The organism is Streptococcus sp. A23 (genome assembly GCF_043674155.1).
Classification (GTDB): domain Bacteria; phylum Bacillota; class Bacilli; order Lactobacillales; family Streptococcaceae; genus Streptococcus; species Streptococcus suis_V.
In genome coordinates this window covers 101,247-123,972 of record NZ_JBIMJP010000002.1, presented here as the reverse complement: position 1 = coordinate 123,972, position 22,726 = coordinate 101,247, and the positions used below count along the sequence as shown (strand labels likewise).

The window sequence follows — 22,726 nt, the reverse complement described above, 5'->3', positions numbered from 1 at the left end:
ACTTGCCCTCTCGTGCATTTCCCAGAGGGTTTTCTTGTCCTGACTTGTCAAATGTCACTGATAGGTTTACAATAGAAACATGATAAAAATTGAACGTGTAGTAGACATCTTAAAAGCGGATGACAACTTCCGCCAGATCAAACAAAATAATCAGATTGATAACACTTGGACGGATGTCCAGTTTGACGCTCTCAGCTATGACAGCCGGACTGTTAGCCCAACGACCCTCTTTTTTGCCAAGGGTTTGGCCTTTAAGAAAGAATTTCTGGAAAAAGCTATCGAGGATGGGCTGGCTTTTTACGTGTCTGAAATCGACTATGCGGTCGGCATTCCTGCTATCATCGTCCATGACATCAAGCAGGCCATGAGCCTGATTGCTATGGAATTTCATGGTCATCCCCAGAAACAGCTCAAACTCCTGGCCTTCACCGGCACCAAGGGTAAGACAACGGCGGCTTATTTTGCTTTTAACATTCTTAAAATCAACCACAAGCCTGCCATGCTTTCGACCATGAACACCACGCTAGACGGTAAAACCTTCTTCAAATCTGCCCTGACCACACCTGAAAGCCTGGACCTCTTTGCCATGATGGCGGAGGCGGTCAAGAACGGCATGACCCACTTGATTATGGAGGTGTCCAGCCAGGCCTATCTGGTCAAGCGGGTTTACGGGCTGACCTTTGATGTCGGCGTTTTTCTCAACATCAGCCCCGACCATATCGGTCCCATTGAGCACCCCACTTTTGAGGACTACTTCTACCATAAGCGACTTTTGATGGACAATAGCAGAGCAGTCATTGTCAATGCTGGAATGGACCATTTTGAAGTCGTGAAAGAGCAAGTCAGCTCCAAAGATCATGACTTTTATGGACCAACTTCTGAAAACCAAATTAGCCAGTCAGCAGGTTTTGACTTCACAGTGACCGGCAAATTAGCTGGCAATTACGACATCCAGCTGATCGGTGGCTTCAACCAAGAAAATGCCATCGCAGCCGGTCTAGCCTGTCTCCGCTTGGGTGCAAGTCTGGAAGATATTCACACAGGGATTGCCCAAACCAATGTCCCTGGCCGCATGGAAGTCCTAACCCAGCAAAACGGTGCCAAGGTCTTCGTGGACTACGCCCATAACGGCGATAGCGTGAAAAAGTTAATCGATGTCGTCTTGGAACACCAGACTGGCAAGGTTATCTTAATTTTAGGAGCTCCTGGTAACAAGGGAGAAAGCCGCCGCAAGGACTTCGGTCTCCTCCTCAACAACTATCCGCAGATTGAAGTCATCTTGACAGCAGACGACCCTAACCGAGAAGATCCTGCTGCCATTGCCGCAGAAATTCGTTCCTACATGACTAGACCCAGCGACTTTATCTTGGACCGTGAAGAAGCCATTGCAAAAGCCATGAGCCAAACGACTGGTGGTCAAGATGCGGTCATTATCGCAGGGAAAGGCGCCGATGCCTACCAGATTGTCAATGGAGAGCATGCTCCTTACGACGGCGACTTGGAAGTTGCACGGAAATATCTATAAATAATAAGAGCCCGGGAAAGACCTAGGCTCTTATTTTCAGCAATTTTTCGATGTCCTTTTTCAACTTGCTAGGTGGAGTTATCGGCAGATAGCGCTTAACAACCCGCCCCTGTCTGTCAATCAAAAATTTGGTAAAATTCCATTCAATGCTCTTGCCCAAAAGGCTGGATTTTTCTTTTTTCAGCCATTGATAGAGCGGATCCGCCTCGGGACCATTAACCTTGATTTTTGCGAAACGAGGGAAGGTCGTACCAAAATTTAGACTACAGGCTTGGTGAATTTCTCGGTCCGTTCCACTAGCTTGATTAGCAAACTGATTGCAGGGAAAATCCAGAACCACAAATCCTTCATCTTTGTAGCTTTCGTACAATTCCTGCAATTCCTTATACTGGGGTGCCAGACCACATCCCGGTGCCGTATTGACTACCAGCAAGACTTGACCAGCAAAATCAGACAGGTCTTGCTGGCTGCCGTCCATTTTCTTCACTGAAAAATCGTATAGATTCATACTTTTCTCCTCAATCGAAATAGGTCAGTAAATGTTGGATTTCTGTTTGGGTTAAGGTTCTGTATTGACCCAGAGGTAAATCTCCTAAAGCGAAGCCGCCAAAACTGATCCGTCGCAGATAAGTCACCTTGACTCCATAGGATAAAAACATTTTCTTGACCTGATGAAACTTGCCCTCGGACAGCTTGATGGTCACTCTGCTCTGTTCCATAGAAGTCTCTAAAATGGTCAAGTCTGCAGGTTGACAGCGGGTGCCATCCAAAAAGCGAACACCTTGGGCAAAAAAGGCTGGAGCATCTGGTTCCAAGGGACCGTTGACCTCCACGTAATAGACCTTATCCACATGGTGCTTGGGATGAAGCATCCGAAAGCCTAGAGGTCCATTGTTGGTGATGAGGACCAGGCCTTCCGTGTCCCTATCCAAACGCCCCACTGGATATAGCCCAGTCGCCCGATCCTCTGGCTGAATGCAGTCGATGACCGTCTGATGCTGGCTATCCGTCACAGCTGATACTACTCCGGCCGGCTTGTGAAGAAGAAAATAGCTAGCGCCTGCCAATGCTATCTGTTTTCCTTGGATAACAATTTCCTGCAGAGCTGGGTCCACAATCTGGCTGAGAGAATGAGCAGGTTGATCGTCAATCCATATCTGCTGGGCCTTGAATAATTTCTTTACTTGCTTGCGGGAACCAATCTTGGCCACCTCCATACACTTGTCTAATCTCATGGGACTATTGTATCACAAATCATATAGCTTGACTCTTTTTGAAAAAGGTTTATAATACTAGTTAGTGATATATTTTTTTACAAAGGGAATCCAATCATCCTATTGGATTTCCCATTTTTTCAGTAAGGGAGAAAATTCATGGGACTTTTACAAGATGGAAAATGGGTAGATCAGTGGTATGATACCAAGTCTACAGGTGGCAAGTTTGTTCGTACAGTCACACAATTTCGCAACTGGATTACACCTGATGGTCAGGCTGGTCCGACAGGAAAAGCTGGTTTCAAGGCTGAGTCTGGTCGCTACCACCTCTATATTTCTCTGGCTTGTCCTTGGGCTAGTCGGACCTTGATTATGCGTAAATTGAAGGGCTTGGAAGACCATATTTCCCTGTCTGTCGTTCATCCACTCATGTTAGAAAATGGCTGGACCTTTGAAGATGGACCTGGTGTTATCAAGGATCCCCTCTTTAACAGCGACTATCTCTATCAGGTCTATTTGAAGGCTGATCTGCATTACACTGGCCGTGTGACAGTGCCTGTTCTTTGGGATAAAATATCCAACACCATCGTCAGCAATGAGTCTGCTGAGATTATGCGGATGTTCAATACTGCCTTCAATGACATTACGGGCAATCATGATGATTATTATCCAGCAGACTTGCAGGCTGAGATTGATGCCATGAATGACTTTGTCTATCCAAACATCAACAACGGCGTTTACAAGGCAGGCTTTTCAACCAATCAAGCAGTCTATGAAAAAGAAGTCAAAAATCTCTTTGCTGCCTTGGAGAAATTGGAAGAACATTTAGTAGATAAGGACTATCTAGTTGGCAATCAATTAACCGAGGCTGACCTGCGTCTCTTTACCACCTTGGTGCGATTTGACCCTGTATACTTTGGACATTTCAAATGCAATATCAAGGCCTTGGTGGACTATCCAAACTTGTGGGATTATACCAAGCGGATTTACAACCATGCTGGTATCGCAGAAACGGTTGACTTTAACCATATCAAACAGCACTATTACGGTAGCCACAAGACCATCAATCCAACAGGCATTGTCCCTGTCGGACCTGATTTGGACTGGACACTATAAGATATAAAGGGAGATGATATCCTCCCTTTTCGTATGGTATAATAGTTCAGATTCTTTTAAAAGGAGATTGACATGTCTGAAATTATCGCAAAACGCGTATCCAACTATGAATTATTTTATGATTTGGTCTTTGTCCTGGCCACTTCTTCACTGACTGGACTCTTGCACGGTGACCATATCGGTCTCAGGGAAATTCTACTTTTATCACTGCCAACCTGATTATTATGACCTTGTGGATTAATGAGACGATTTACCTCAACAAATATGGTGAACGGGATTTGTTGGATATTAACACGATTATTGCGTCCATGTTTGTGGTGGGACAACTGTCTCTAACCTTTAGCCATGATTTTGAAGCGACCGCCCTACCATTTACCATCTTTTTGACCCTGTCATATTCGATACTTTGCTTGCAGTACTACCTTCGTGGTCGGAAAATCGGTTTTACGGCAGATATAAAAAATAGTCTCTATATATTTGGGATTTATGTGCTGGTATTTTTCTTGACTTCGGTAGCTATTTACTTTAATTTCTGGACCTATGATGAAAAGAGCCTCTTGCTTTTATATCTCCCGTATATTATTTCCTATTTCTTCAAGGACAAACTCAGTCACGATGCTATGAACTTTCCTCACATCGTTGAACGGTGTCAGTTGATTACCATTATTACCTTTGGTGAAACGGTCATTGCGATTTTGAAGAATTATCCGATTCAGACGCATCTGCTCACTAGTGTTCTCTTCTTCTTGGCAATGGCGTTCTCCTTTATGTTTTACATTTCGCAAACCTATCTCAATATCAATCACCATCAAAAGACAAATGTAGCCACCTTACTCTATGCCCATATGGTACTGGTTTTAGGCCTCAACTTTTTTACAGTTGCTGTGGAGGTTTTACCGGGTGAGCACGCTAGTTTGGGTTTGCCTTTCCTACTCATTGGTTACTTCCTCTACTATCTAGGAATCCTAATGACCAGTCGCTACAACCAAGACCTTTATCGACTGAATAAAATGGTTTGGCTTCAATATGCCATTCTGGTATTCAGCACCATCATTCTTCTGATAGCCTTCCACCACTATCTAACCTTGATTGCCGCTATACTGGTTGCTAGTTCATTTATGATGCTCGTCATCTCTTTCCGCCACCGCAATCGTGTAGAAGCTGACCTTGAATCCTAAAAAACCGACTGCCAAAAATGGTAGTCGGTTTTGTCTGTTATGCTAATTTACTGGCTGCTGCCTGGTCCACGATGAGGACTACATCCTCGTGGTTCTGAAGGACGCTGGCAGGGACATCTGTGGTCACTGGCCCTTCCACTGTTGCCTTGATGGCGTCGGCTTTTTCAGGTCCATAGGCCATGAGGACAATGGTTTTTGCCGCCATGATGTTAGCAATCCCCATGGAAATAGCCTGTTTTGGCACTTCCTCAATGGTCTCAAAGAAGCGACTGTTGGCCTCGATGGTCGAAGGAGCCAAATCAACCAAGTGAGTCTGACCGTCAAAGGGCGCCCCTGGTTCATTGAAGCCGATGTGGCCGTTGCGACCGATACCCAGGATTTGAAAATCGATGGGTTTGTCTGCCAAAATTTGATTGTAGCGGGCTGTTTCAGCTGCCGCATCCTCAGCCAATCCATTTGGCAGGTAGGACTGCTTGAAGGGTTTGCTATTGAAGAGTTGTTCCTTCATAAAATAGATATAGGACTGATTACTTTCCTCGCCTAGCCCGACATATTCGTCCAGATTGACCGAGATCAGGTCAGAAAAGTCCAGGTCGCTCTCGCGGATGAGTTTGTAAAATTCCAGAGGACTGGAACCTGTTGCCAAACCGAGGACCTTGGCACCGCCGGCTAATTTTTCTTTTAATAAATTGAAGGCCAAAGCTGCGCCTTCTGCTTGATTTTGGACTACATGAACTTTCATGGTAACCTCCTTTTTGGTATAGACCGTTTTCCTAATTTTATTATATGGTATATACCAATTTTTGTCAAGTCATCTTGCTTACAATTCCCATCCTGCTAGCCTATTCCCCCTAAAAATGCTATAATGAAGGTATGTTAAAAGATTTACTCATTCTATTTTTTCTGGGAAATATCCTCTGTCTGATTGGGTATTTTGTGAAAAATCAAGTCCTGCTCAAGCGTATTCTCTATGGGATTGGTGGACTATTGATTGCATCACCATTTTTAGTTCTAGCCTACTTTTTATACGCTATTTTTTTGTAAGGAGTTGATATGAAAACAACAGATTTTGATTTTGAATTACCCGAAGAGCTAATTGCTCAAGTCCCTCTTGAAAAACGGGACAGCTCCCGCCTGCTCATCCTGGATAGGGAAAAACAGACCATGGTGGACAGCCATTTTGACCACATCATCGACCAGCTCAATCCCGGCGATGCCCTGGTTATGAACAATACCCGTGTCCTACCGGCCCGTCTCCACGGCTTTAAGCCTGAGACTGGTGGTCATGTGGAATTTTTGCTCCTGAAAAATACCCAGGGTGACCAGTGGGAAGTTCTTGCTAAGCCAGCTAAGCGGCTCAAGGTCGGTGCTACTGTCGCCTTTGGAGACGGCAGATTGACCGCAACAGTGACCCAGGAATTGGAACACGGTGGTCGCATCGTCGAATTTGCCTACGAGGGCATTTTCCTAGAAGTCTTAGAAAGCCTGGGAGAAATGCCACTTCCGCCCTATATCCATGAGACCCTAGAAGACCGCGACCGCTACCAGACCGTCTATGCCAAGGAAAATGGCTCCGCGGCGGCACCGACAGCTGGTCTCCATTTCACAGAAGAATTGCTCCAAAAAATCGAGGCCAAGGGTGTCAAGCTAGTCTATCTGACCCTCCATGTGGGATTGGGAACCTTTAGACCAGTATCAGCTGATAATCTGGATGAGCATGAGATGCACTCAGAATTCTATACCTTGACGGCCGAGGCTGCAACGATACTCAACCAGGTCAAGGCTGCTGGCGGACGCATTGTCGCTGTCGGCACCACCTCGATTCGCACCCTTGAAACCATCGGCAATAAATTTGACGGCCGACTGGAAGCTGACTCTGGCTGGACCAATATTTTCATCAAGCCCGGCTACCAGTTCCGCATTGTCGATGCCTTTTCTACCAACTTCCACCTACCCAAATCAACCCTGGTCATGCTGGTATCTGCCTTTGCCGGCCGGGAATTTGTCTTGGAAGCTTATAAACACGCCGTAGACCACCAATACCGCTTCTTCAGTTTTGGCGATGCCATGTTTATCCAATAAGGATTGCACTGTATAAAGGAGTTTGCAATGAATAAGATTGAAAGTCGGCACCAACTCATCCTCTCCCTGGTCCTGGAAAAGAAAATCCACACCCAACAGGAGTTACAAGATTTGCTAGAGACCAACGGTGTGACGGTCACCCAGTCCACCCTGTCGCGCGATATCAAACAGCTCAATCTTGTTAAGGTCAATGAAGCAAACTCCGCCCACTATATCATCAATCCGATAGCGCCATCTCGGTGGGAAAAGCGGCTCCGCCTCTATATGGAGGACGCTCTGGTCGTTTTGAAACCCGTGCAACACCAGGTGGTTCTGAAGACCCTACCTGGTCTGGCCGGAACCTTTGGCTCTATCCTAGATGCCATGGAAATTCCTGAAATCATTGCAACCGTCTGCGGAGACGATGTTTGCCTGATTATCTGTCAGGACGAGGAAGCAGCGCTGGCCTGCTTTGAAGAGCTCAAGCACTACACGCCACCCTTCTTCTTTTCCAAGTAAGTGACAAAAACTCCTAGTTCCAAGTGAGCTAGGAGTTTCTTTTATAAGATACCTATTTCAGACTAGTTCAAAATAGATTATTTTGTATTTTTCTTTTTGAACAAATAAACTGCGCTGGCAACTGCAGCAAGGCCCAGTAGGGCGTAAGGAAGGACATTCATAGAAGATGATTTTTCCTCACTGGTCTCTTCTTTTTTCTCAGGCGCTGCTTCTGCTTCTAGAGTAGCGACACGCGCCTCCAAGTCCTTCTCAATCTCTTTCAGACGGGCAAAGGTTGTTTCCGCCCGCTTGATACTGGTTTCAGTGGCGTGCTTGCTTGCCTCTTCAGGATTTTCAGCTACTAGGGAAATGATTTCCTGGTTCAATACATCCTGTTCCTTGATCCAGTCCGCTTCCAGACTCTTGACTTGGTCAATGACTTCCGTACCAAATTCATCTGGATATTGAGCCACCATATCGTTGATATGAGAAATTACCCAGTACCAAGAATCCGCACTGTATTCTGTGCTGGTGTCCTGATAGGCCTTATAGGTGTCTGTGATATTACCAAAATACGGTAGATAAGGTGCATTGCGCGGACTTCCCATGGCTAACCACATCACTCCACCACCGACTTCTACAGGCAATTCATCCTTGAGCTGGAAGATATGGGCCTCCATGACATTTTCATTAGAAATCGGATAGGCATAGCCATCGATAGCATTCTTATTCTCAGGCTTGCCCTTACCGTCCAATTCCATTTGGTCCAGAGGTTTCAAATCCAAGCCTTCAAAACGGTTTCGCTGCAAGGCCATAGCATCTTCCAAGCCCAATTTTTTATCCGTCGTGTGCAATAATTCATAGTAATCATCTTCGTAGGTCACCTTGGAATCCGGGTCCAATGACTTGATGCCTGAAAATGACCGCGAACGGTTGGCATCTGATAGCGGTGGATTGTAGGATTGGGCAATATGAAACTGACCGTCCACTTCCTTGTAGGTACCTGCTTCTTCCGCCAAACCTTTGACATTGTCAGAAGTAATCACGCCCTCCTTATCCGAAAAATCAATATGACCTAGATAGAAGGTATTTGGAAAGACAGCAAACTTATCTGCTGGGAATTTGATTGCTACATACTGGTGACCAGACAAGATTTCCATATACCAGATGCCTTCCTTGTCCGCAAAGAGGACAATATTCCCTTCTGCTGAGCCCTTTTCAGTCACAATTTTTGCGACCAGGTCTACAGCTTCACGGGCCGTTTTAGCATATTGGAGAACAATACTGGTCATGGAAGATTCTGCCAATCCATCTTCTACATAGGGATCCAATTTTAGAATATCATCATTTGCCGTTGCAGAAACGGTCGCTGAAATGGACAGGCCATGTTCATTAAAACCAGCCTCGTCGTAGACACCGTACTCCGGAGTAACATCGGGTACCGCTGTGTATTTGTGAGATACTGCTGGCAAAGGATAGGTAAAACCATTAGACTGGTCTTCCCACTTGGCCCCTTGCTCATTTTCCGTCCGTGGATAAACGCGGAAGGTCTTATTGTGATTTGGTTCCAGGTCTTCTGTCCGTCCATAAAGCCAGGAACCATCTGTGGTCAGGTCCTTACCGATGACAAAACCCGTGCAGGCTGACACGATTGGCTGACCAATCCATAGACTACTGCACAAAAGCAACAGTATAGCCGATAACTTTTTCTTCATGATTTCCTCCATTCTGAAATCAGTGCAAAAAATAACCTGTATCCACATAGAGCCAGCAGACACAGGTTTTGATAAGAACACAATTTGGAAGTGGAATTCCAATCAGCTACTAGAAGCTGATACCTTTCCAACTTCTATTGATCAGAACCTGCTAGGCGATAGACCGCCTCAGCATAGATGTCCATGGTCTTATACAAGTCTCCCAGGGGCATTCGTTCATTTTCTTGATGCTCAGTTTGTGGCGTTGATGGGAAGCAAGCCCCAAAGGCCACACAATTTGGCATGGTCCGAGCGAAGGTTGCTCCTCCAGATGAGATGGGCTGACTGTCTAAATCACCTGTTTTTTCCTGATAAACAGCCATCAGCGTAGTCACTAGCTGGCTGTCCAGAGGGACATAAAGGGATGGGAGATAGTCAAATTCCTCATAGGTCAAACCCAAAGCTGCTGCCTTAACAGACAGAGTCTCCACCAGCTGGTCCTTATCTGCCAGGACTGGAATGCGAATATCCAGACGAATTTCAGACCGGTGGGAATCGATGGTCAGACCCGCAATATTGAAACTCAGAGCACCAGACGGCTCATCACTTACATCTCCAAATAAGCCCTGAGCCGTCGCGTCCTCTCCAATCGTATTGGCAATGAAGTCCAAAGCTGGGTGCTGCTCAAACTTATCCAGAGCCTTGGCCAAGCGCACAATGGCATTGACACCCTGGGCCGCATCCTTGGCGTGTTTGGACAGACCGAGTACGACAACCCTGTCGTCATCCATTTCATAATCAAAGCCCAATTGCTTCAACTCAGCAATAACGCTGTCCAGGAGATGGCCAGAATAGCAAGCCTTAGCCGGTACGACATTGTAGGCCGTCCCAGCCTCCAGGTGCAAATCTCCCTGACCTGGACCATGGAGTTTGGCCTGCAAGAGCCCCTTTTCAGCATAGGTTAGCGGGAAGGATGAATCCGGTGCAAAGCCCATTGTGGCCTCTTCTTCCAGCTGATTGTAGCGATGGAGACAACGCCAGAGCGTTTCCTCATCCGTTCCGAAGATAAAACGCACACGTTTGGTAAAGGTCACACCAGCATCCATCAGGGCCTTGACCGCAAAGAGCGCAGCCATGGATGGTCCCTTGTCATCCTGCACCCCCCGCCCAATCATGAGACCGTCCTTTATCACAGCCTCAAAAGGGGGCGTCTTCCACTTGGTCAGGTCACCAGCCGGCACCACATCCAAATGACAGAGAATGGCTAAAAGTTCCTGACCCTGCCCCACCTCAGCATAGCCGTAATAACCTGCCGGGTCCAGATAGGTTGAAAAGCCTAGCTGACGACAGAAGTCCAGGGTAAATTCTAAGGCATCCTGAATCGGTTGACCAAATGGTGTCTTGGTTTGATGTTCTTGTAAAATAGAGGGGAAGGCGACCAAATCTTGAATGGCCGCTAGACAAGCCTGCTTGTCTTCCTCTCTGATAAAATTCCTTGTCACCTCAATACCTCCATTCTATCCGATAGTCGGAAAACATTCATGGGTAGTTGGCTATATTGCCTAGTCTAAAAGAAGGTTGCTACTGCCAGAATGAGGATGGAAGCCACAATGATAGCGGCAATCAATTTACCAACGTATTTGTACCAGATACCAATTTCGATACGTCCTAGAGCCAGGGCACCCATTACAATACCAGATGTCGGTGCTACCAGGTTAAGGACACCAGACGCTGCCTGGAAGGCTGTGATAATCAAGCTAGCAGGCACATTGACAAATTCGCCCAAAGGAGCCATGATACCCATAGAAGCTCCTGCCAAACCTGAAGTTGATGGAATCAAGAAGGACATTGGCAGATAGAAGAGATAGGTCAGGATGATAAAGACTTGAGGAGATAGGCCTTGCAGACCAACTTCACCCCAGTTGAGGATGGTAGCTGTAATCATACCATCGTTCATAATGACCTGGATACCACGCGCCACCGCACAAATCAAGGCAACGCTGAGCAGGTCGGCTGCACCATTCAAGAAGGATTTGACCAGGCGTTCTTCTTCCATTCCGTAGACAACACCAATCATAACACCGGCTACACCAAAGAGCATAGCACCTTCTGGGAAGTACCACCATCCAAATGGATAGGTCGTAATCCCCACAATTTGACCAAGAACTGGAATGGAAATCAGCCATTCTTTGATATCTGTAAAGAAATTCACGCCCAAGTCTTCCCAAGGAATGAAACTCAAAATCATGAAGACAAAGGTTAGGAAGAAGAGGATCAGCACGCGTTTTTGGGCAGGTGTCAAGGTATTATTGACCTCACGGTCGGCATTAACATTGAAATGCTCCATGTCTGCTTCACGCTGGTTGTAGACCAGTGATTTGGTAGGATCCTTTTTCACTTTTTCCGCATAAGATGCCACAAAGAACATGCCTAAACCGAGGATAACGATGAAAAATACAATCCGCCAGATCATACCATCTGCGATGGAAACCCCTGCTGCCGCTGATGCCACACCAGTCGCAAATGGGTTGACCGTTGAAGCCAAACAGCCAATCTGTGAACCCAAGAGGATAATGGCAACACCAGTCAGACTATCATAGCCAACCGCCATCATAACCGGAATTAACAGAGGGAAGAAGGCCATGGTTTCCTCACCCATACCATAGGTCGAACCACCCAGGGCAAAGAGGAACATAAGGATGTAAATCAACCATTTTTCACGGCCCTTGAAGTGCTTCACGATAGAGGCAATCCCTACGTCCAGCGCTCCAGTTTCATTCACAACTCCCAGGAAAGCCCCCACCATCAAGATGAAGAAGGAGACATTAATGGCAGCTGATGTTGCTCCGTGGCCCAGCATAGCCCGAACCGGAGCCATAAAGACATCCCAAATACCCTGCGGATTTGAGTCCACAGCTTCATAGGTGCCTGTGATAAAGTTTCCCGCATCATCAACCTGATATTGACCCGCAGGAATAATCCAGGTCATCACTGCCATCGCGGCAATAATGAGCATGAGTATAGTGTAAGATGAAGGCATTTTAAAGCCTTTTTTTACTTTTTCGCTCATGGCAAAAAACCTCCTAATATATTTTTACATGATTGTTTTTCACAGGAAAAACACTTAGAAGCTCTATTCACAAGCAAGGAACATTTAGACCAGAAAGTTTTTCTTATCAAGATAATTTCTTCAAGAATACAAGATATTCTGAAAAAACTAGGATGATTGACAGAAAACCAGTCATAGCCAAATGCACTGCTCTGTGAATACAGATTCCTACATACAAATACACAGGCTGGAACAATCTTAGACTTAGAAAATAGATTTCTAAGCTAATCGCCAAGCCTTTTATCAAAAGAGGTTTGAGCAAGTAAATGAATAAAGTTAATCCAGGTCGTCAAACTGACGCAGGAAGGCAGACAGGCGCTTTAAGCCTTCTTGGAGAATCGACCGATGGGTACAATAGCCCAGTCGCGCATAGCCCGGCATATCAAAGCGATTGCCCGGTACCAGCAAGACCCCCTCCTCCTGCAAGATACGGAGGCAGAAACTCTCCGTATCTTCTGGAATATCCAATCGAATAAAGGAAGTTGATACCTGTTTTGGAAAGACCAGTTGCACATGGGGCTCATGTTCTACCCAATCCTGGAGAATCCGCAGATTGCCTTCTACCAGACGGCGATTGCGCTCCAGGATGGCTGCCTTATTTTTCAATACATGAGTCGCCAAGGCATCATCAATCACACCAGCACAAATCATGGTGTAATCTCGATATTTGCGAAACAAATCCGACAATTCCTTGTTGGCTGCCACCCAACCGACCCGAATCCCAGGAATGGAATAGGTCTTAGACAGGCTATTGGTCGAAATGCCCTTTTCGTACAAATCAACGATGGCAGGCACATCCATCCCTTCTTCCAAGGGTTGATAGACCTCATCTGACAAGATATAGGCACCCACACTCCGAGCCAGTTCAACCACTTTCTCCAAAAATTCCCTAGTCATAACAGATCCCGTCGGATTGTTGGCATTATTGATACAAATCATCTTGGTATTTGGCCGAAGGAGGGACTTCAAGTCCTCCAAGTCAGGCAACCAATCACGCTTCTCATCAATCCGCCACAAGTCTACCTCCGCCCCAAAAGAACGAGGAATATCATACAACTGTTGGTAGGACGGATAGAGAGAAATCACATGATCTCCTGGCTGGATCAAGGCGTAGATGGCCAAGTGGTTGGCCCCTGTCGCACCATTGGTTTGAAGAATCGAGTCGACACTGACTGTCTCGTATAACTTGGCAACTTCTTCCTTAAAGGCAGGTGAACCTTCTATCCAGCCGTAGTTCATCTTGGCTTGCAATAAATCCCCCATTACCGCCTGGCCATCTCCCAAAGCCAAGACCTCTTCCAAGGTCATTGAAGCAATCGAACTACCTGCAATATCATATTTGGCTTGAGTTTCCCACTCATTGAGCCATTCTTCTACACCAAAGGCTTGAATGTCCATCTTTCTTCCCCTTTTCTCTATCCAGAAGCTCGGACAAGCAGGTCCGATTTCCAGAATCAATCCTTGTTATTATAACATAGTCCGAAATCAAGTCCTCACAATTACCCTTGGCTAGGCTCTCTTCCTTTTCATTTACTGCTTAACTTTTGACAATGATGGTGCCACTTTCTGATTCAATCAAGGCACCGAGATTTTCAAGAGAGGTGATAACTGCTTGGGAGCTTGGCTTATGATTGACAAAGGCAATCGTCGCCTCTACCTTAGGCAGCATAGAACCTGGTGCAAATTGGCCTTGTTTGATGTATTCTTCCAATTCTGCCACCGTCACGCGCTCCAACTTCTCTTGATTTGGTTTGTTAAAGTTGACATAGACATAGTCCACACCTGTCAGGACGATAAAGAGATCTGCATCGACCAGTTCAGCCAGACATTGAGAGGCAAAATCCTTATCAATAACAGCCTCTACCCCTGTCAAGGTGCCATCAGCCTCCTCAATGACCGGAATACCACCGCCACCTGCAGCAATAATCACTTCCCCTGCATCCAAGAGGGTACGGATGGTGCCGATTTCCTTGATACCAATTGGTTTTGGTGAGGCAACGACCTTGCGCCAACCACGACCAGCATCTTCCTTAAAGGTTGCTCCTGTTTTTTCCGCTTCAGCCTTGGCTTCCTCTTCTGTATAGAAGGGACCGATTGGCTTGGTCAGATTCTCAAAAGCAGGGTCTGCCTTGTCAACAATGACCTGGGTCACTACTGAAGCGACATCCTTCTTAATGCCTTCCTTGACCAACTCATTTTCCAGGGCATTTTGCAACCAAAAGCCGATAGAGCCTTCGGTCATGGCCACCAGGCTATCCAGTGGAAAGGCAGGGTTTTTCTCAGAATCAGCCGCCAAATTTTGCAACAGCAGATTGCCTACCTGCGGACCATTTCCGTGTGTGATGATTAAGTCATCACCATTTTTTATCAACTTAACCAGGTGCTTGGCTGTGTCAACCAAGGCCTGCTTCTGTGCTTGGGCTGATGGATCGGATGATAGAATGGCATTTCCACCCAAAGCCACGACAATTTTACGATTTGCCATAGAGCAAGATCACTCCTCTCTTTTATTCAGGAAACCGTTTCCACGATTCTCTTAAAGGGAGGACTGACTCGTCAAAAGCCAGCCCACCCACTGCTGCTGTCATTTCATCAACCTACTTCTCAACCTCCAATATCTCGGAGATTGGCAAGCAAGCAATTTTATACTTCTATATTACACTCTTGGCACAAATGGATCACCCAAGGTCGCAGCCATGACTGCTTTGATTGTGTGCATGCGGTTTTCAGCCTGGTCAAAATGACGAGCGTATTTGCTGCGGAAAACTTCGTCTGTCACTTCCATTTCTTCTACGCCAAATTTCTCAGCCACATCCTTGCCATAAACGGTATTGGTATCGTGGAAGGCAGGCAAGCAATGCAAGAAGATGAGATTTTCGTTGCCAGCTCTTTTCACCAAATCCATATTAACTTGGTAAGGTTTGAGCATTTTCACCCGTTCTTCAAACTTAGCTTCTTCACCCATAGACACCCAAACGTCCGTATAAAGGACATCTGCGCCCTTAACTGCTTCGTCCGCATCATCCGTAATCAGGATACGCGCGCCACTTTCCTTGGCAAATCCTTGCGCCAATTCCACGACTGTTTCATCTGGGAAAAGTTCTTTTGGTGAGAAAATATGCACATTAACACCCAGAATAGCACCAGTCACCAAGAGAGAATTAGCAACGTTATTGCGGCCATCGCCACAGTAAACCAAAGTCACGCCTTCCAACTTACCGAAGTTTTCCTTGACGGTCAAATAATCGGCCAACATCTGTGTTGGATGCCAAGCATCGGTCAAGCCATTCCAGACAGGTACGCCAGAGAATTCTGCCAATTCTTCGACCATTTTTTGGCTAAAGCCACGGAATTCAATCCCGTCAAACATCCGGCCCAAAACTTTTGCGGTGTCCTCAGTTGACTCTTTCTTGCCCAATTGAATGTCGTTGGCACCCAGATATTCTGGATGAGCACCCAGGTCAATGGAAGCTACTGTAAAGGCCGCACGGGTACGAGTGGACGTTTTTTCAAACAAGAGAGCAATATTTTTCCCTTCCAAATAACGATGCGGAATATTGCGCTGTTTCAAATCCTTCAAGTGTGCCGCAAAATCAATCAACCATTCCAATTCTGCACGTGTAAAATCTTTTTCTGCTAGGAAATGTCTTCCTTTGAAAATATTTGTCATTTATCTTTCCTCTTCTAAAAAGCTGTATTCACAAGTGAGGTAAATGTAGATAAGAGATAGTTTTTTGCTGGAATACTGGCTGTATTTCGTAAAAAACTAGCCTTAGCTCAGGTGCCGAGCTGTGAATATAGATTCTAATCATTGTCTAATCGTTTTGACAGGGTCTGGCACCATTCCCCATCTTCCTGGTAAAGCTCTGAACTGGCCACATATCCCAAAGACTCATAAAAGGTCTTAGCCATCAGCTCCGAATGGATATCCAAGTGGTGAATACCTGCCTCTCTGGCATAGTCTTCCAGGGCCATGATGATACTTCTAGCATAGCCCTTACCCCAATGACTGGCCAAGGTAGCAATCCGTGTCAACCGTGCTCTCCCTGAACCTATTGGAAGAAAGCGACCAGTTGAGACAGGTTCTTCACCAATCAAGAGATTCGCATAGACACGTCCTTCTTGATCATGGCCATCAAATTCATCTTCGAGATGAATCGAGCGCTCCAGGACAAAAACTTGGAATCGTACATAGATGGAACATGCCCGTTCCCAGGCCTGCGAGCCGACCACAAGTTTTTCATTCTTCATCTTAAATATCTTCCCGCTCAAACGGCATTGACATACAACGTGGACCACCACGACCACGAACCAATTCACTACCGCTGACCTTAATCAAGCGAAGTCCCTTGGATTCCAAAATCGCATTGGTGATGGTATTACGCTTGTAAACAACAACCACACCAGGTGCCACAGTCAAGGTATTGGAACCATCATTCCATTGCTCACGACCAGCAGCAACCAAGTCACCGCCACCGCAACGAATCAAATCAACCTTTTCAAGACCCAGATTGCTTGCCAATACTTCCGCTAAATCACCATGCTCTTCTTCGATGTGCAGGGTTTCATTTTCATAAGTCACAGAAAAGACACGCAGGGTTCCTTCAATCTCAGGGTGAATGGTAAATTTATCATAGTCCACCATGGTGAAGACCGTATCCAGGTGCATGAACTTACGGCTATTGGCAAATTCAAAGGCAATCACTTTCTTGAAGCCAACGCCACGTTCAAAGATATTGATGAGCAGTTTTTCAATCGAAGCCGCATCTGTCCGCTGAGAAATACCAACCGCCAACAAGTCTTTAGACAAGACAAGCTCGTCACCACCCTCGATACGAGTGGTTTCATCACGATTGTAAACCAATGGCACCTTACCTGCATAGTCAGGATGGTAGGTGAAAATATATTTTCCATAAAGCGTTTCACGGTTACGAGTCTCCGCATACATGTGATTAAGAGACACTGCATTACCAATAGTCGCAAATGGGTCACGAGTGAAATAAAGGTTTGGTATTGGGTCAATGGCAAATGGATAGCTGGATTCTACCAAGTCTGTCAAACCAGTTTCTTCCTCAGGCATCGCTGGCACTTCACACTTCTGCACACCTGCCATGGTCTTTTCAATCAACTCACGATTGTCCTCAATCGCCAAGAGCATCTTGCGAATGGCTTTTTTGGTTGCACGTCCGCGGATATTTGCTTCATTCAGGTATTCATCAATGAATTGTTCCTTAACTTCTTGGCTAATCAAGGATTCCGCTGCCAATTGCTCCAGATAGAGAACCTCTACTCCTTCATCGCGCAGGGCTTGAGCAAAAGCATCGTGCTCCTTCTGAGCTTCCTCTAAGAATGGAATATCATCGAAGAGGAAGCGCTCCAAATAGTCCGGCATCAAGTTTTCAAGTTCCTTACCTGGCCGGTGCAACATAACTTTTTTCAGTTTACCAATCTCTGAAAAAACGTGAATTGGATGTGTAGACATCTCAGTACCTCCTATTGTATATTTTTTTCTTTGTGGCAAGGTTGAGTAAGTATTTCCTCGCCTGTTCACCTATACTTTATCAAAGAAAGCGGATACAATCATGAAGTTTTTAGCAATCAATATGAGAGGAATTTCTCATTTTCAGGAGACATGGTAGATTTTTATGCAAAAATGCGGCCAAATAATCAATATTTCTACTATTTTAGCGATTTAATCAATATTTATTTTTTTGTTAAAAGTAACAAAAAACTCTCCTGTCAGTTTTGACAATAGAGTCTATCTCCTACAGATGCGATTGGTTAAGAGGGAGGACGTTTCCAATCACATCATAAGAAGCTTAATATAATCAAGAGGAGAGGCCCTCAGCAGATAGGGCTGACTGCCTCTACTCAATGATCCCCATGCTAAGATGGGAAGTTGTTGCCTAGTCTTCGCGACGACGGCGTTTGCCTGCAAGGCCAAGGGCTGCAACCAGCATTGCTGCTCCGAGAACACCTGCTTCTGATGAAGATTCACCAGTGTTTGGCAATTGTCCAGCTGAAAATGGTTGTGCTGGAGTGTCGGCACCTGGGTTGTTACCGCCTGGGTTGTTATCGCCACCATTTGGTCCACCTGGCTTATCATCAGTGCCTGGCTCACCTGGTTGACCATCATCCTTAACTGGTACATAAGGAATATGTGTATCTTCACCTGGATTGCTTGGAACCGGTGGAATGAAGCCTTTAGATGGATCTTCTGGATTTACTGGTTTCAACGGCTCATTCGTACCTGGATCAACCGGAACACAACCTGGAACGTGTGGAATAACTGGGACATCGCCACCTTCACCTGGTAATGTTGAATCTGCAGGAACAGTCATCGCACGGAAGCCAGTTGTGCCATCCGCAGCTGCTTCGCCTGTCGTTGCTGATCCAGCCAGCTCTTCTTTTTTATTAACGATTGAGAAAGCAAGGATGTTTGTGCTGTTTTGACCTTCAACGATAGTCTTGGTAACAGTCGTCAATTGGCCATCCGCAAGTTCATAGCCTGAGCTTACTTATGAAGGATCGATTGTGTAAGAAACTTCTGTGCTCGCTACTGCTTCCGTAGTTGGTACAGAGGCATTCATTACTTGACCAACCTTGTAAGACGTATTTATCTCAATATCTGTTTGGACAACCTTGTAAGCAATTTGAGCTGTACGTACTACGACAGGGGCAACCTCTTCCACAACTGGGGCAGGTTCTACAACTGTAGTTTCGCAACAGTTGGTACTGCTGATGTCGCTTCAACTACAGGTTCCGCAGTCACTTCTGCTGGTACTGATTCAACAACTGAATCAGGTGTCACTGTGTCAGTTGTAGCTGGTTCAGCCACTGGAGTTTCTGCTGTAGCTGTTACAAGCTCAGCGTTGGTTGCAGCAGAGTCTACTTTGCTGAAGCTGTCTCTGCACCCGCAACGGTCGCAAGAGCCACACCCAGCAAGACACTGGCTACACCGAAATGGTACTTACGAATAGAGAATCTCTGCTTCGTTGCGTATCAATCGAATGATTTTTTTCGTTTCATAAAAAAACATCCTCCTAATTTATTTACAGGAGAATGGATGTTTGGACATCTAAACTATGCACTTATTCCAGTATAACCTGCCCCTCATTTTTTTCAAGCAATATGACTGAAATTTTCTTATTTTTATGTAATGGTTTATAAAAACTAAAAGACAAGCCCAACGGACTTGTCTATGAAGGAGAATCAACTAATTTAAACTTTTGAGAAAGAAAGGAACATCCTTGTAGGTCAGGCGCTTGTGGCCGTAAGCGATTTTATCAGCTTCCTTTAATTCCTTGCAGACATGGCTAGCAGTTTCCCTAGTCGTAGCCTCCAGGCGGGCAATCTCTTGGATACTAATGTCAAACTGTAAATCCTCCAAGGACTCTCGCCGGCACATATCCCAGTAAAGTAAGGCTAGGACCTGAACCACTCGACTACTGGCCTTTGACACCATGGCATTGCGCAAACGCAGCTCCTGAAAACGCAGGATATTGGACAATTTTCTGTTGATATAGACCAATTGCCTCGGATTGCGCATGGAATACTTTTCATAAAGAGCCATAGGAATAATAAAGTACTCCAAGTCCGTGATGGCAATGGCCGTATAATGGTAGGTCTTGTCCTGAAACATATCTCCAAAAGGAAATGAACCGCCCTGCCGAATGTAATCTAGGTAGCTGTAAGTGTCCGTCTCATCATACTGCTAAATCCGAGCATAACCCTTGCCGATGACAAAGAGATAGTCACGCTTGTCTTCCGCATAGAAAATGACCTGACCCTTGGGAATCTTCCGAAACCGGATTTCCTTGGCCAGCTGATCAAAATGCTCCACGGACAGCTGATTAAAGCTTGGATGATTTTTCAGGTACATATACTGGTCAGTTGTAATCATGGCACTCCTCATCCTATTTCTCTACGGCTATTGAACACCCACGTGGTTACACCGGTGTCATTTAGCTTAATTTTTAGCGACTCCTATATTCATTATATCAAAATATCTTTAATTTTGAAAAGGAATACACAAAAAGCAAGCAGGATTGAATCCCGCTTGCTATCAAGTGTAAGGAGCTTATTGAACTTCTTTGCGCTTAATTGAAACAGCTGTACCCAGTGATACCAATCCACCCAAGCTGATAAGGAGAGCTGTCAAGTCAGATTGACCAGTGTTTGGCAATGTTTTCTCTTCCTTGCTAGATAGAGTTGGCTTTGGTTCTGTGGTTGGGTCTAGGATTGGGTCGGTTGGTCGAGTTGGTTTTTGTTCTGTGGTTGGGTCTAGGATTGGGTCAGTTGGTCGAGTTGGTTTTTGTTCTGGTTTTGGATTAGTTGGGTCTTCTGGGGTTGGCTTCTCTGTTTCCCCTTGAGGAGTTTGGTCTGACGGTGAAGTTTCTTCCTCAATTGGAGCTGGCTCTTCTTTCTCGATAAATTGCTTACGACCATCGATTTGAGCAGTGATTTTCTGACCAGCTTTTTCCAAGTCTGAGAGGTATTCAACAAAGACTTCTGTATCTGGATTGATGGCCCCAATCAATTTTGCTTCCTTGAAGATAGAGAAATCATCGCCACCACCAAAGAGGAAGTCGTTGATAACCAGGGTATAGGTCTTAGCTGGGTCCAATTCTTGCCCATCAGCTGTGTAGGCTTTGACAACCTTGTATGGCACTTCATCTGTAGGATTATCCGCATGGGTGTAGGTATATTTCAAGCCAGAGATTTGCAAGAAATATTTTTCCGTGTCATCATACTGCTCATTGAGGGCAGTATAGATTTGCTCACCAGTCATTTCCACCACTTGCAAGATGTTACCAAATGGCTGAACAGCCTGTGCAGCACCCCACGTCACTGTACCATCTTCTTGAACAGCCAAGTCTGCACGGATACCACCGTTATTTGTAAAGGCGAAATCAACATTGTAGCCAGATTTTCTAGCGATTTCCAGCTGGGCAGTTGTCACCAGATTTCCGACTGCACTTTCATTGAATTTATTAACATCACGAGAAATGGCAGTTGTAGACGCCGCAGTCGCAATTTTCTTGTCTGTCACTTGTTTGACGATGGTATTTGCCTCATCGACAATGGCCTGGATGGTTGCGGACGGTGTTTTTTGGTCAGGTGCTACTGCCTTGATAGTCGCCGTTGGAATAGCCACAAAGTCTGCGATGTCTGTCTCATAAATAGCACGAACATCCGCAAAGGCCTTACCTTGTGAAGTTGCTTGGACAATCAAGGTATTGCCCGCTGTGCCATTTACTGCGACATGGTTATGACCCGCAAAGACAAGGTCCACTGAGTTTTCTAGGTAGAGGCTATTGAGTTTTTCCAGCATATCCGCTGCTGCACCAGCTGCCACACCTTCCTTACTTGTAGCGGGAACGTGGGCAAGAACAACAATCGCCTTGACACCTTGGTCGTTCAATTCCTTAGAATATTTGGCAATGGTTTCTGCCTCGTCAAGGAAGTCATATTGTTCGTAGTTTGCCTTCAAGACAAGGTTTGGAATTTCTGTTGTTACCACACCGATAAAGCCGATATTGGCAACTTTGTCATTAACAGGAATGGTCTTGATAGCATATGGTTTCCAGCCAAATGGAATTTCGCCTGTTGCCTTATCTACCACGTTTGCGATGACAATTTCCTGCGTAGAAGCCTGGCGGTCATAACTATCCACGATTGGGTTGAATTTTCCAGCTTCTGGGGCCTGACCAGTCACGATACGGTCGAATTCTGCCAAACCTTCGTCAAACTCGTGGTTACCCAAGGTTCCGTATTCAACGCCAATTTCATTGAAGACTTTGACAGTTGGCTCATCCTGCAAGAGGCCTGAGTTGGCTGGACTGGCACCAACCATATCACCAGCCTGAACACGGATAGATTCCGCTGGAATTTCTTTAGCTGTTGCTTCTGCTTCAAATTCTACTTGAGCATCATCCATGTAGGTATCTAGCAAGGCCGCTGTACCAGCGTTACGGACAGTTTCCCCCTCCAAACGAGCTGTACCAGTTGTATCCAATGCACCGTGGAAATCGTTGACACCCATGATTTGCACAGCCAACTCATCTGCCAGGGTGGTTTGCGTAGCTGCCACACTAAAACCAGCTACCAAGGCCAAGATACTAGACTTCAAACGAATATTCTTCATCAGAATGACTCCTTGTTCTTATATTATTTTTATATAATTATCATAATCCTATTCTAAGCAAAAGGCAAGATAAAACAACGTTTTTTATAAAAATAACGATAAATGTTCGCTTTATGTGAAATTGTAGTGAAAAAATCAGAAATATTATGAAAATGGAGGTGAATTTCTTATTTCATTCGATATT

Annotated in this window: 22 protein-coding genes and 2 pseudogenes; 7 read left to right on the top strand and 17 right to left on the bottom strand. The window is 45.6% G+C overall.

Annotated elements, in window-relative coordinates:
* Positions 1-79 precede the first annotated feature (79 nt).
* A complete protein-coding gene (locus tag ACHBIE_RS02160) occupies positions 80-1,525 on the top strand; it encodes a UDP-N-acetylmuramoyl-L-alanyl-D-glutamate--L-lysine ligase (protein WP_394732605.1) in 1,446 nt (481 codons plus the stop codon).
* A gap of 22 nt (positions 1,526-1,547) precedes the next feature.
* Here the strand turns inward: ACHBIE_RS02160 and ACHBIE_RS02155 are convergent, their stop codons facing one another.
* Positions 1,548-2,033: a glutathione peroxidase gene (locus tag ACHBIE_RS02155; RefSeq protein ID WP_105122818.1), complete on the bottom strand. Its 486-nt coding sequence runs from the start codon at positions 2,031-2,033 to the stop codon at positions 1,548-1,550.
* A 10-nt stretch (positions 2,034-2,043) separates the two neighbouring features.
* Positions 2,044-2,760 (bottom strand): pseudouridine synthase, encoded by a 717-nt coding sequence (locus tag ACHBIE_RS02150; RefSeq protein ID WP_105122817.1) that lies wholly within the window; start codon positions 2,758-2,760, stop codon positions 2,044-2,046.
* 138 nt (positions 2,761-2,898) lie between these two features.
* On the opposite strand from ACHBIE_RS02150, the gene ACHBIE_RS02145 reads away from it, so the two are divergent.
* From ACHBIE_RS02145 to ACHBIE_RS02135, 3 genes are all read left to right on the top strand, one after another.
* Entirely contained in the window at positions 2,899-3,855 is a 957-nt protein-coding gene (locus ACHBIE_RS02145; protein WP_105122816.1) for a glutathione S-transferase family protein, read from the top strand.
* A 72-nt stretch (positions 3,856-3,927) separates the two neighbouring features.
* Positions 3,928-4,074 carry a hypothetical protein gene (locus tag ACHBIE_RS02140; protein WP_238140732.1) on the top strand — a complete coding sequence of 49 codons (147 nt, stop codon included), beginning with the start codon at positions 3,928-3,930 and terminating at the stop codon, positions 4,072-4,074.
* A gap of 5 nt (positions 4,075-4,079) precedes the next feature.
* On the top strand, positions 4,080-5,033 hold the full coding sequence (locus ACHBIE_RS02135) for a low temperature requirement protein A (protein ID WP_238140731.1): 954 nt from the start codon (positions 4,080-4,082) through the stop codon (positions 5,031-5,033).
* A gap of 37 nt (positions 5,034-5,070) precedes the next feature.
* Here the strand turns inward: ACHBIE_RS02135 and ACHBIE_RS02130 are convergent, their stop codons facing one another.
* A complete protein-coding gene (locus ACHBIE_RS02130) occupies positions 5,071-5,775 on the bottom strand; it encodes a glucosamine-6-phosphate deaminase (protein ID WP_105122815.1) in 705 nt (234 codons plus the stop codon).
* Between the two features lie 131 nt (positions 5,776-5,906).
* Between ACHBIE_RS02130 and ACHBIE_RS02125 the strand changes: the two genes are divergently transcribed.
* From ACHBIE_RS02125 to ACHBIE_RS02115, 3 genes are read left to right on the top strand one after another with little or no spacing between them, the layout of a single operon-like run.
* Entirely contained in the window at positions 5,907-6,077 is a 171-nt protein-coding gene (locus tag ACHBIE_RS02125) for a hypothetical protein (protein WP_162840655.1), read from the top strand.
* Between the two features lie 9 nt (positions 6,078-6,086).
* Positions 6,087-7,115, top strand: coding sequence for a tRNA preQ1(34) S-adenosylmethionine ribosyltransferase-isomerase QueA (queA, locus tag ACHBIE_RS02120; RefSeq protein ID WP_105122814.1), 1,029 nt, complete (start codon positions 6,087-6,089; stop codon positions 7,113-7,115).
* Between the two features lie 27 nt (positions 7,116-7,142).
* On the top strand, positions 7,143-7,613 hold the full coding sequence (locus ACHBIE_RS02115; protein ID WP_105122813.1) for an arginine repressor: 471 nt from the start codon (positions 7,143-7,145) through the stop codon (positions 7,611-7,613).
* Between the two features lie 77 nt (positions 7,614-7,690).
* On the opposite strand, the gene ACHBIE_RS02110 is transcribed toward ACHBIE_RS02115, so the two are convergent.
* The 14 genes and pseudogenes from ACHBIE_RS02110 to ACHBIE_RS02045 all read right to left on the bottom strand — a co-directional run bounded on the left by ACHBIE_RS02110 (position 7,691) and on the right by ACHBIE_RS02045 (position 22,545).
* Positions 7,691-9,307: a C69 family dipeptidase gene (locus ACHBIE_RS02110; protein WP_105122812.1), complete on the bottom strand. Its 1,617-nt coding sequence runs from the start codon at positions 9,305-9,307 to the stop codon at positions 7,691-7,693.
* A gap of 134 nt (positions 9,308-9,441) precedes the next feature.
* The gene (locus ACHBIE_RS02105; RefSeq protein WP_105122811.1) at positions 9,442-10,788 is read right to left on the bottom strand and encodes a dipeptidase; all 1,347 of its coding nucleotides are present in this window, start codon (positions 10,786-10,788) and stop codon (positions 9,442-9,444) included.
* Between the two features lie 65 nt (positions 10,789-10,853).
* On the bottom strand, positions 10,854-12,356 hold the full coding sequence (locus ACHBIE_RS02100) for a YfcC family protein (RefSeq protein ID WP_105122810.1): 1,503 nt from the start codon (positions 12,354-12,356) through the stop codon (positions 10,854-10,856).
* A gap of 315 nt (positions 12,357-12,671) precedes the next feature.
* Complete coding sequence (locus ACHBIE_RS02095; protein WP_105122809.1) at positions 12,672-13,793, bottom strand: aminotransferase; 1,122 nt, start codon at positions 13,791-13,793, stop codon at positions 12,672-12,674.
* A gap of 139 nt (positions 13,794-13,932) precedes the next feature.
* Positions 13,933-14,880 carry a carbamate kinase gene (gene arcC, locus ACHBIE_RS02090; protein WP_105122808.1) on the bottom strand — a complete coding sequence of 316 codons (948 nt, stop codon included), beginning with the start codon at positions 14,878-14,880 and terminating at the stop codon, positions 13,933-13,935.
* 171 nt (positions 14,881-15,051) lie between these two features.
* Complete coding sequence (argF, locus tag ACHBIE_RS02085) at positions 15,052-16,065, bottom strand: ornithine carbamoyltransferase (RefSeq protein ID WP_105122807.1); 1,014 nt, start codon at positions 16,063-16,065, stop codon at positions 15,052-15,054.
* Positions 16,066-16,199: 134 nt separating this feature from the next.
* The gene (locus ACHBIE_RS02080; protein WP_394732604.1) at positions 16,200-16,646 is read right to left on the bottom strand and encodes a GNAT family N-acetyltransferase; all 447 of its coding nucleotides are present in this window, start codon (positions 16,644-16,646) and stop codon (positions 16,200-16,202) included.
* A 1-nt stretch (position 16,647) separates the two neighbouring features.
* Positions 16,648-17,877, bottom strand: a complete 1,230-nt coding sequence (gene arcA, locus ACHBIE_RS02075; protein WP_394732603.1) for an arginine deiminase — start codon at positions 17,875-17,877, stop codon at positions 16,648-16,650.
* Between the two features lie 424 nt (positions 17,878-18,301).
* Positions 18,302-18,880 (bottom strand): LPXTG cell wall anchor domain-containing protein, encoded by a 579-nt coding sequence (locus ACHBIE_RS02070; protein ID WP_330835977.1) that lies wholly within the window; start codon positions 18,878-18,880, stop codon positions 18,302-18,304.
* A 33-nt stretch (positions 18,881-18,913) separates the two neighbouring features.
* Complete coding sequence (locus ACHBIE_RS02065; RefSeq protein ID WP_161943368.1) at positions 18,914-19,087, bottom strand: hypothetical protein; 174 nt, start codon at positions 19,085-19,087, stop codon at positions 18,914-18,916.
* Positions 19,088-19,101: 14 nt separating this feature from the next.
* The gene (locus ACHBIE_RS02060; RefSeq protein WP_269088497.1) at positions 19,102-19,233 is read right to left on the bottom strand and encodes a hypothetical protein; all 132 of its coding nucleotides are present in this window, start codon (positions 19,231-19,233) and stop codon (positions 19,102-19,104) included.
* Between the two features lie 50 nt (positions 19,234-19,283).
* A pseudogene (locus tag ACHBIE_RS02055) lies at positions 19,284-19,388 on the bottom strand (YSIRK-type signal peptide-containing protein); the annotation flags it as partial.
* Between the two features lie 223 nt (positions 19,389-19,611).
* Positions 19,612-20,298, bottom strand: a pseudogene (locus tag ACHBIE_RS02050) (Crp/Fnr family transcriptional regulator).
* A 177-nt stretch (positions 20,299-20,475) separates the two neighbouring features.
* The gene (locus ACHBIE_RS02045) at positions 20,476-22,545 is read right to left on the bottom strand and encodes a 5'-nucleotidase C-terminal domain-containing protein (RefSeq protein WP_394732627.1); all 2,070 of its coding nucleotides are present in this window, start codon (positions 22,543-22,545) and stop codon (positions 20,476-20,478) included.
* Positions 22,546-22,726 lie beyond the last annotated feature (181 nt).

Excerpts from the sequence above, each read along its gene's own strand:
- ACHBIE_RS02160 (WP_394732605.1), top strand. The coding sequence starts at position 80 with ATGATAAAAATTGAACGTGTAGTAGACATCTTAAAAGCGGATGACAAC.
- ACHBIE_RS02155 (WP_105122818.1), bottom strand. The coding sequence starts at position 2,033 with ATGAATCTATACGATTTTTCAGTGAAGAAAATGGACGGCAGCCAGCAA.
- ACHBIE_RS02150 (WP_105122817.1), bottom strand. The coding sequence starts at position 2,760 with ATGAGATTAGACAAGTGTATGGAGGTGGCCAAGATTGGTTCCCGCAAG.
- ACHBIE_RS02145 (WP_105122816.1), top strand. The coding sequence starts at position 2,899 with ATGGGACTTTTACAAGATGGAAAATGGGTAGATCAGTGGTATGATACC.
- ACHBIE_RS02140 (WP_238140732.1), top strand. The coding sequence starts at position 3,928 with ATGTCTGAAATTATCGCAAAACGCGTATCCAACTATGAATTATTTTAT.
- ACHBIE_RS02135 (WP_238140731.1), top strand. The coding sequence starts at position 4,080 with ATGACCTTGTGGATTAATGAGACGATTTACCTCAACAAATATGGTGAA.
- ACHBIE_RS02130 (WP_105122815.1), bottom strand. The coding sequence starts at position 5,775 with ATGAAAGTTCATGTAGTCCAAAATCAAGCAGAAGGCGCAGCTTTGGCC.
- ACHBIE_RS02125 (WP_162840655.1), top strand. The coding sequence starts at position 5,907 with ATGTTAAAAGATTTACTCATTCTATTTTTTCTGGGAAATATCCTCTGT.
- queA (WP_105122814.1), top strand. The coding sequence starts at position 6,087 with ATGAAAACAACAGATTTTGATTTTGAATTACCCGAAGAGCTAATTGCT.
- ACHBIE_RS02115 (WP_105122813.1), top strand. The coding sequence starts at position 7,143 with ATGAATAAGATTGAAAGTCGGCACCAACTCATCCTCTCCCTGGTCCTG.
- ACHBIE_RS02110 (WP_105122812.1), bottom strand. The coding sequence starts at position 9,307 with ATGAAGAAAAAGTTATCGGCTATACTGTTGCTTTTGTGCAGTAGTCTA.
- ACHBIE_RS02100 (WP_105122810.1), bottom strand. The coding sequence starts at position 12,356 with ATGAGCGAAAAAGTAAAAAAAGGCTTTAAAATGCCTTCATCTTACACT.
- ACHBIE_RS02095 (WP_105122809.1), bottom strand. The coding sequence starts at position 13,793 with ATGGACATTCAAGCCTTTGGTGTAGAAGAATGGCTCAATGAGTGGGAA.
- arcC (WP_105122808.1), bottom strand. The coding sequence starts at position 14,880 with ATGGCAAATCGTAAAATTGTCGTGGCTTTGGGTGGAAATGCCATTCTA.
- argF (WP_105122807.1), bottom strand. The coding sequence starts at position 16,065 with ATGACAAATATTTTCAAAGGAAGACATTTCCTAGCAGAAAAAGATTTT.
- ACHBIE_RS02080 (WP_394732604.1), bottom strand. The coding sequence starts at position 16,646 with ATGAAGAATGAAAAACTTGTGGTCGGCTCGCAGGCCTGGGAACGGGCA.
- arcA (WP_394732603.1), bottom strand. The coding sequence starts at position 17,877 with ATGTCTACACATCCAATTCACGTTTTTTCAGAGATTGGTAAACTGAAA.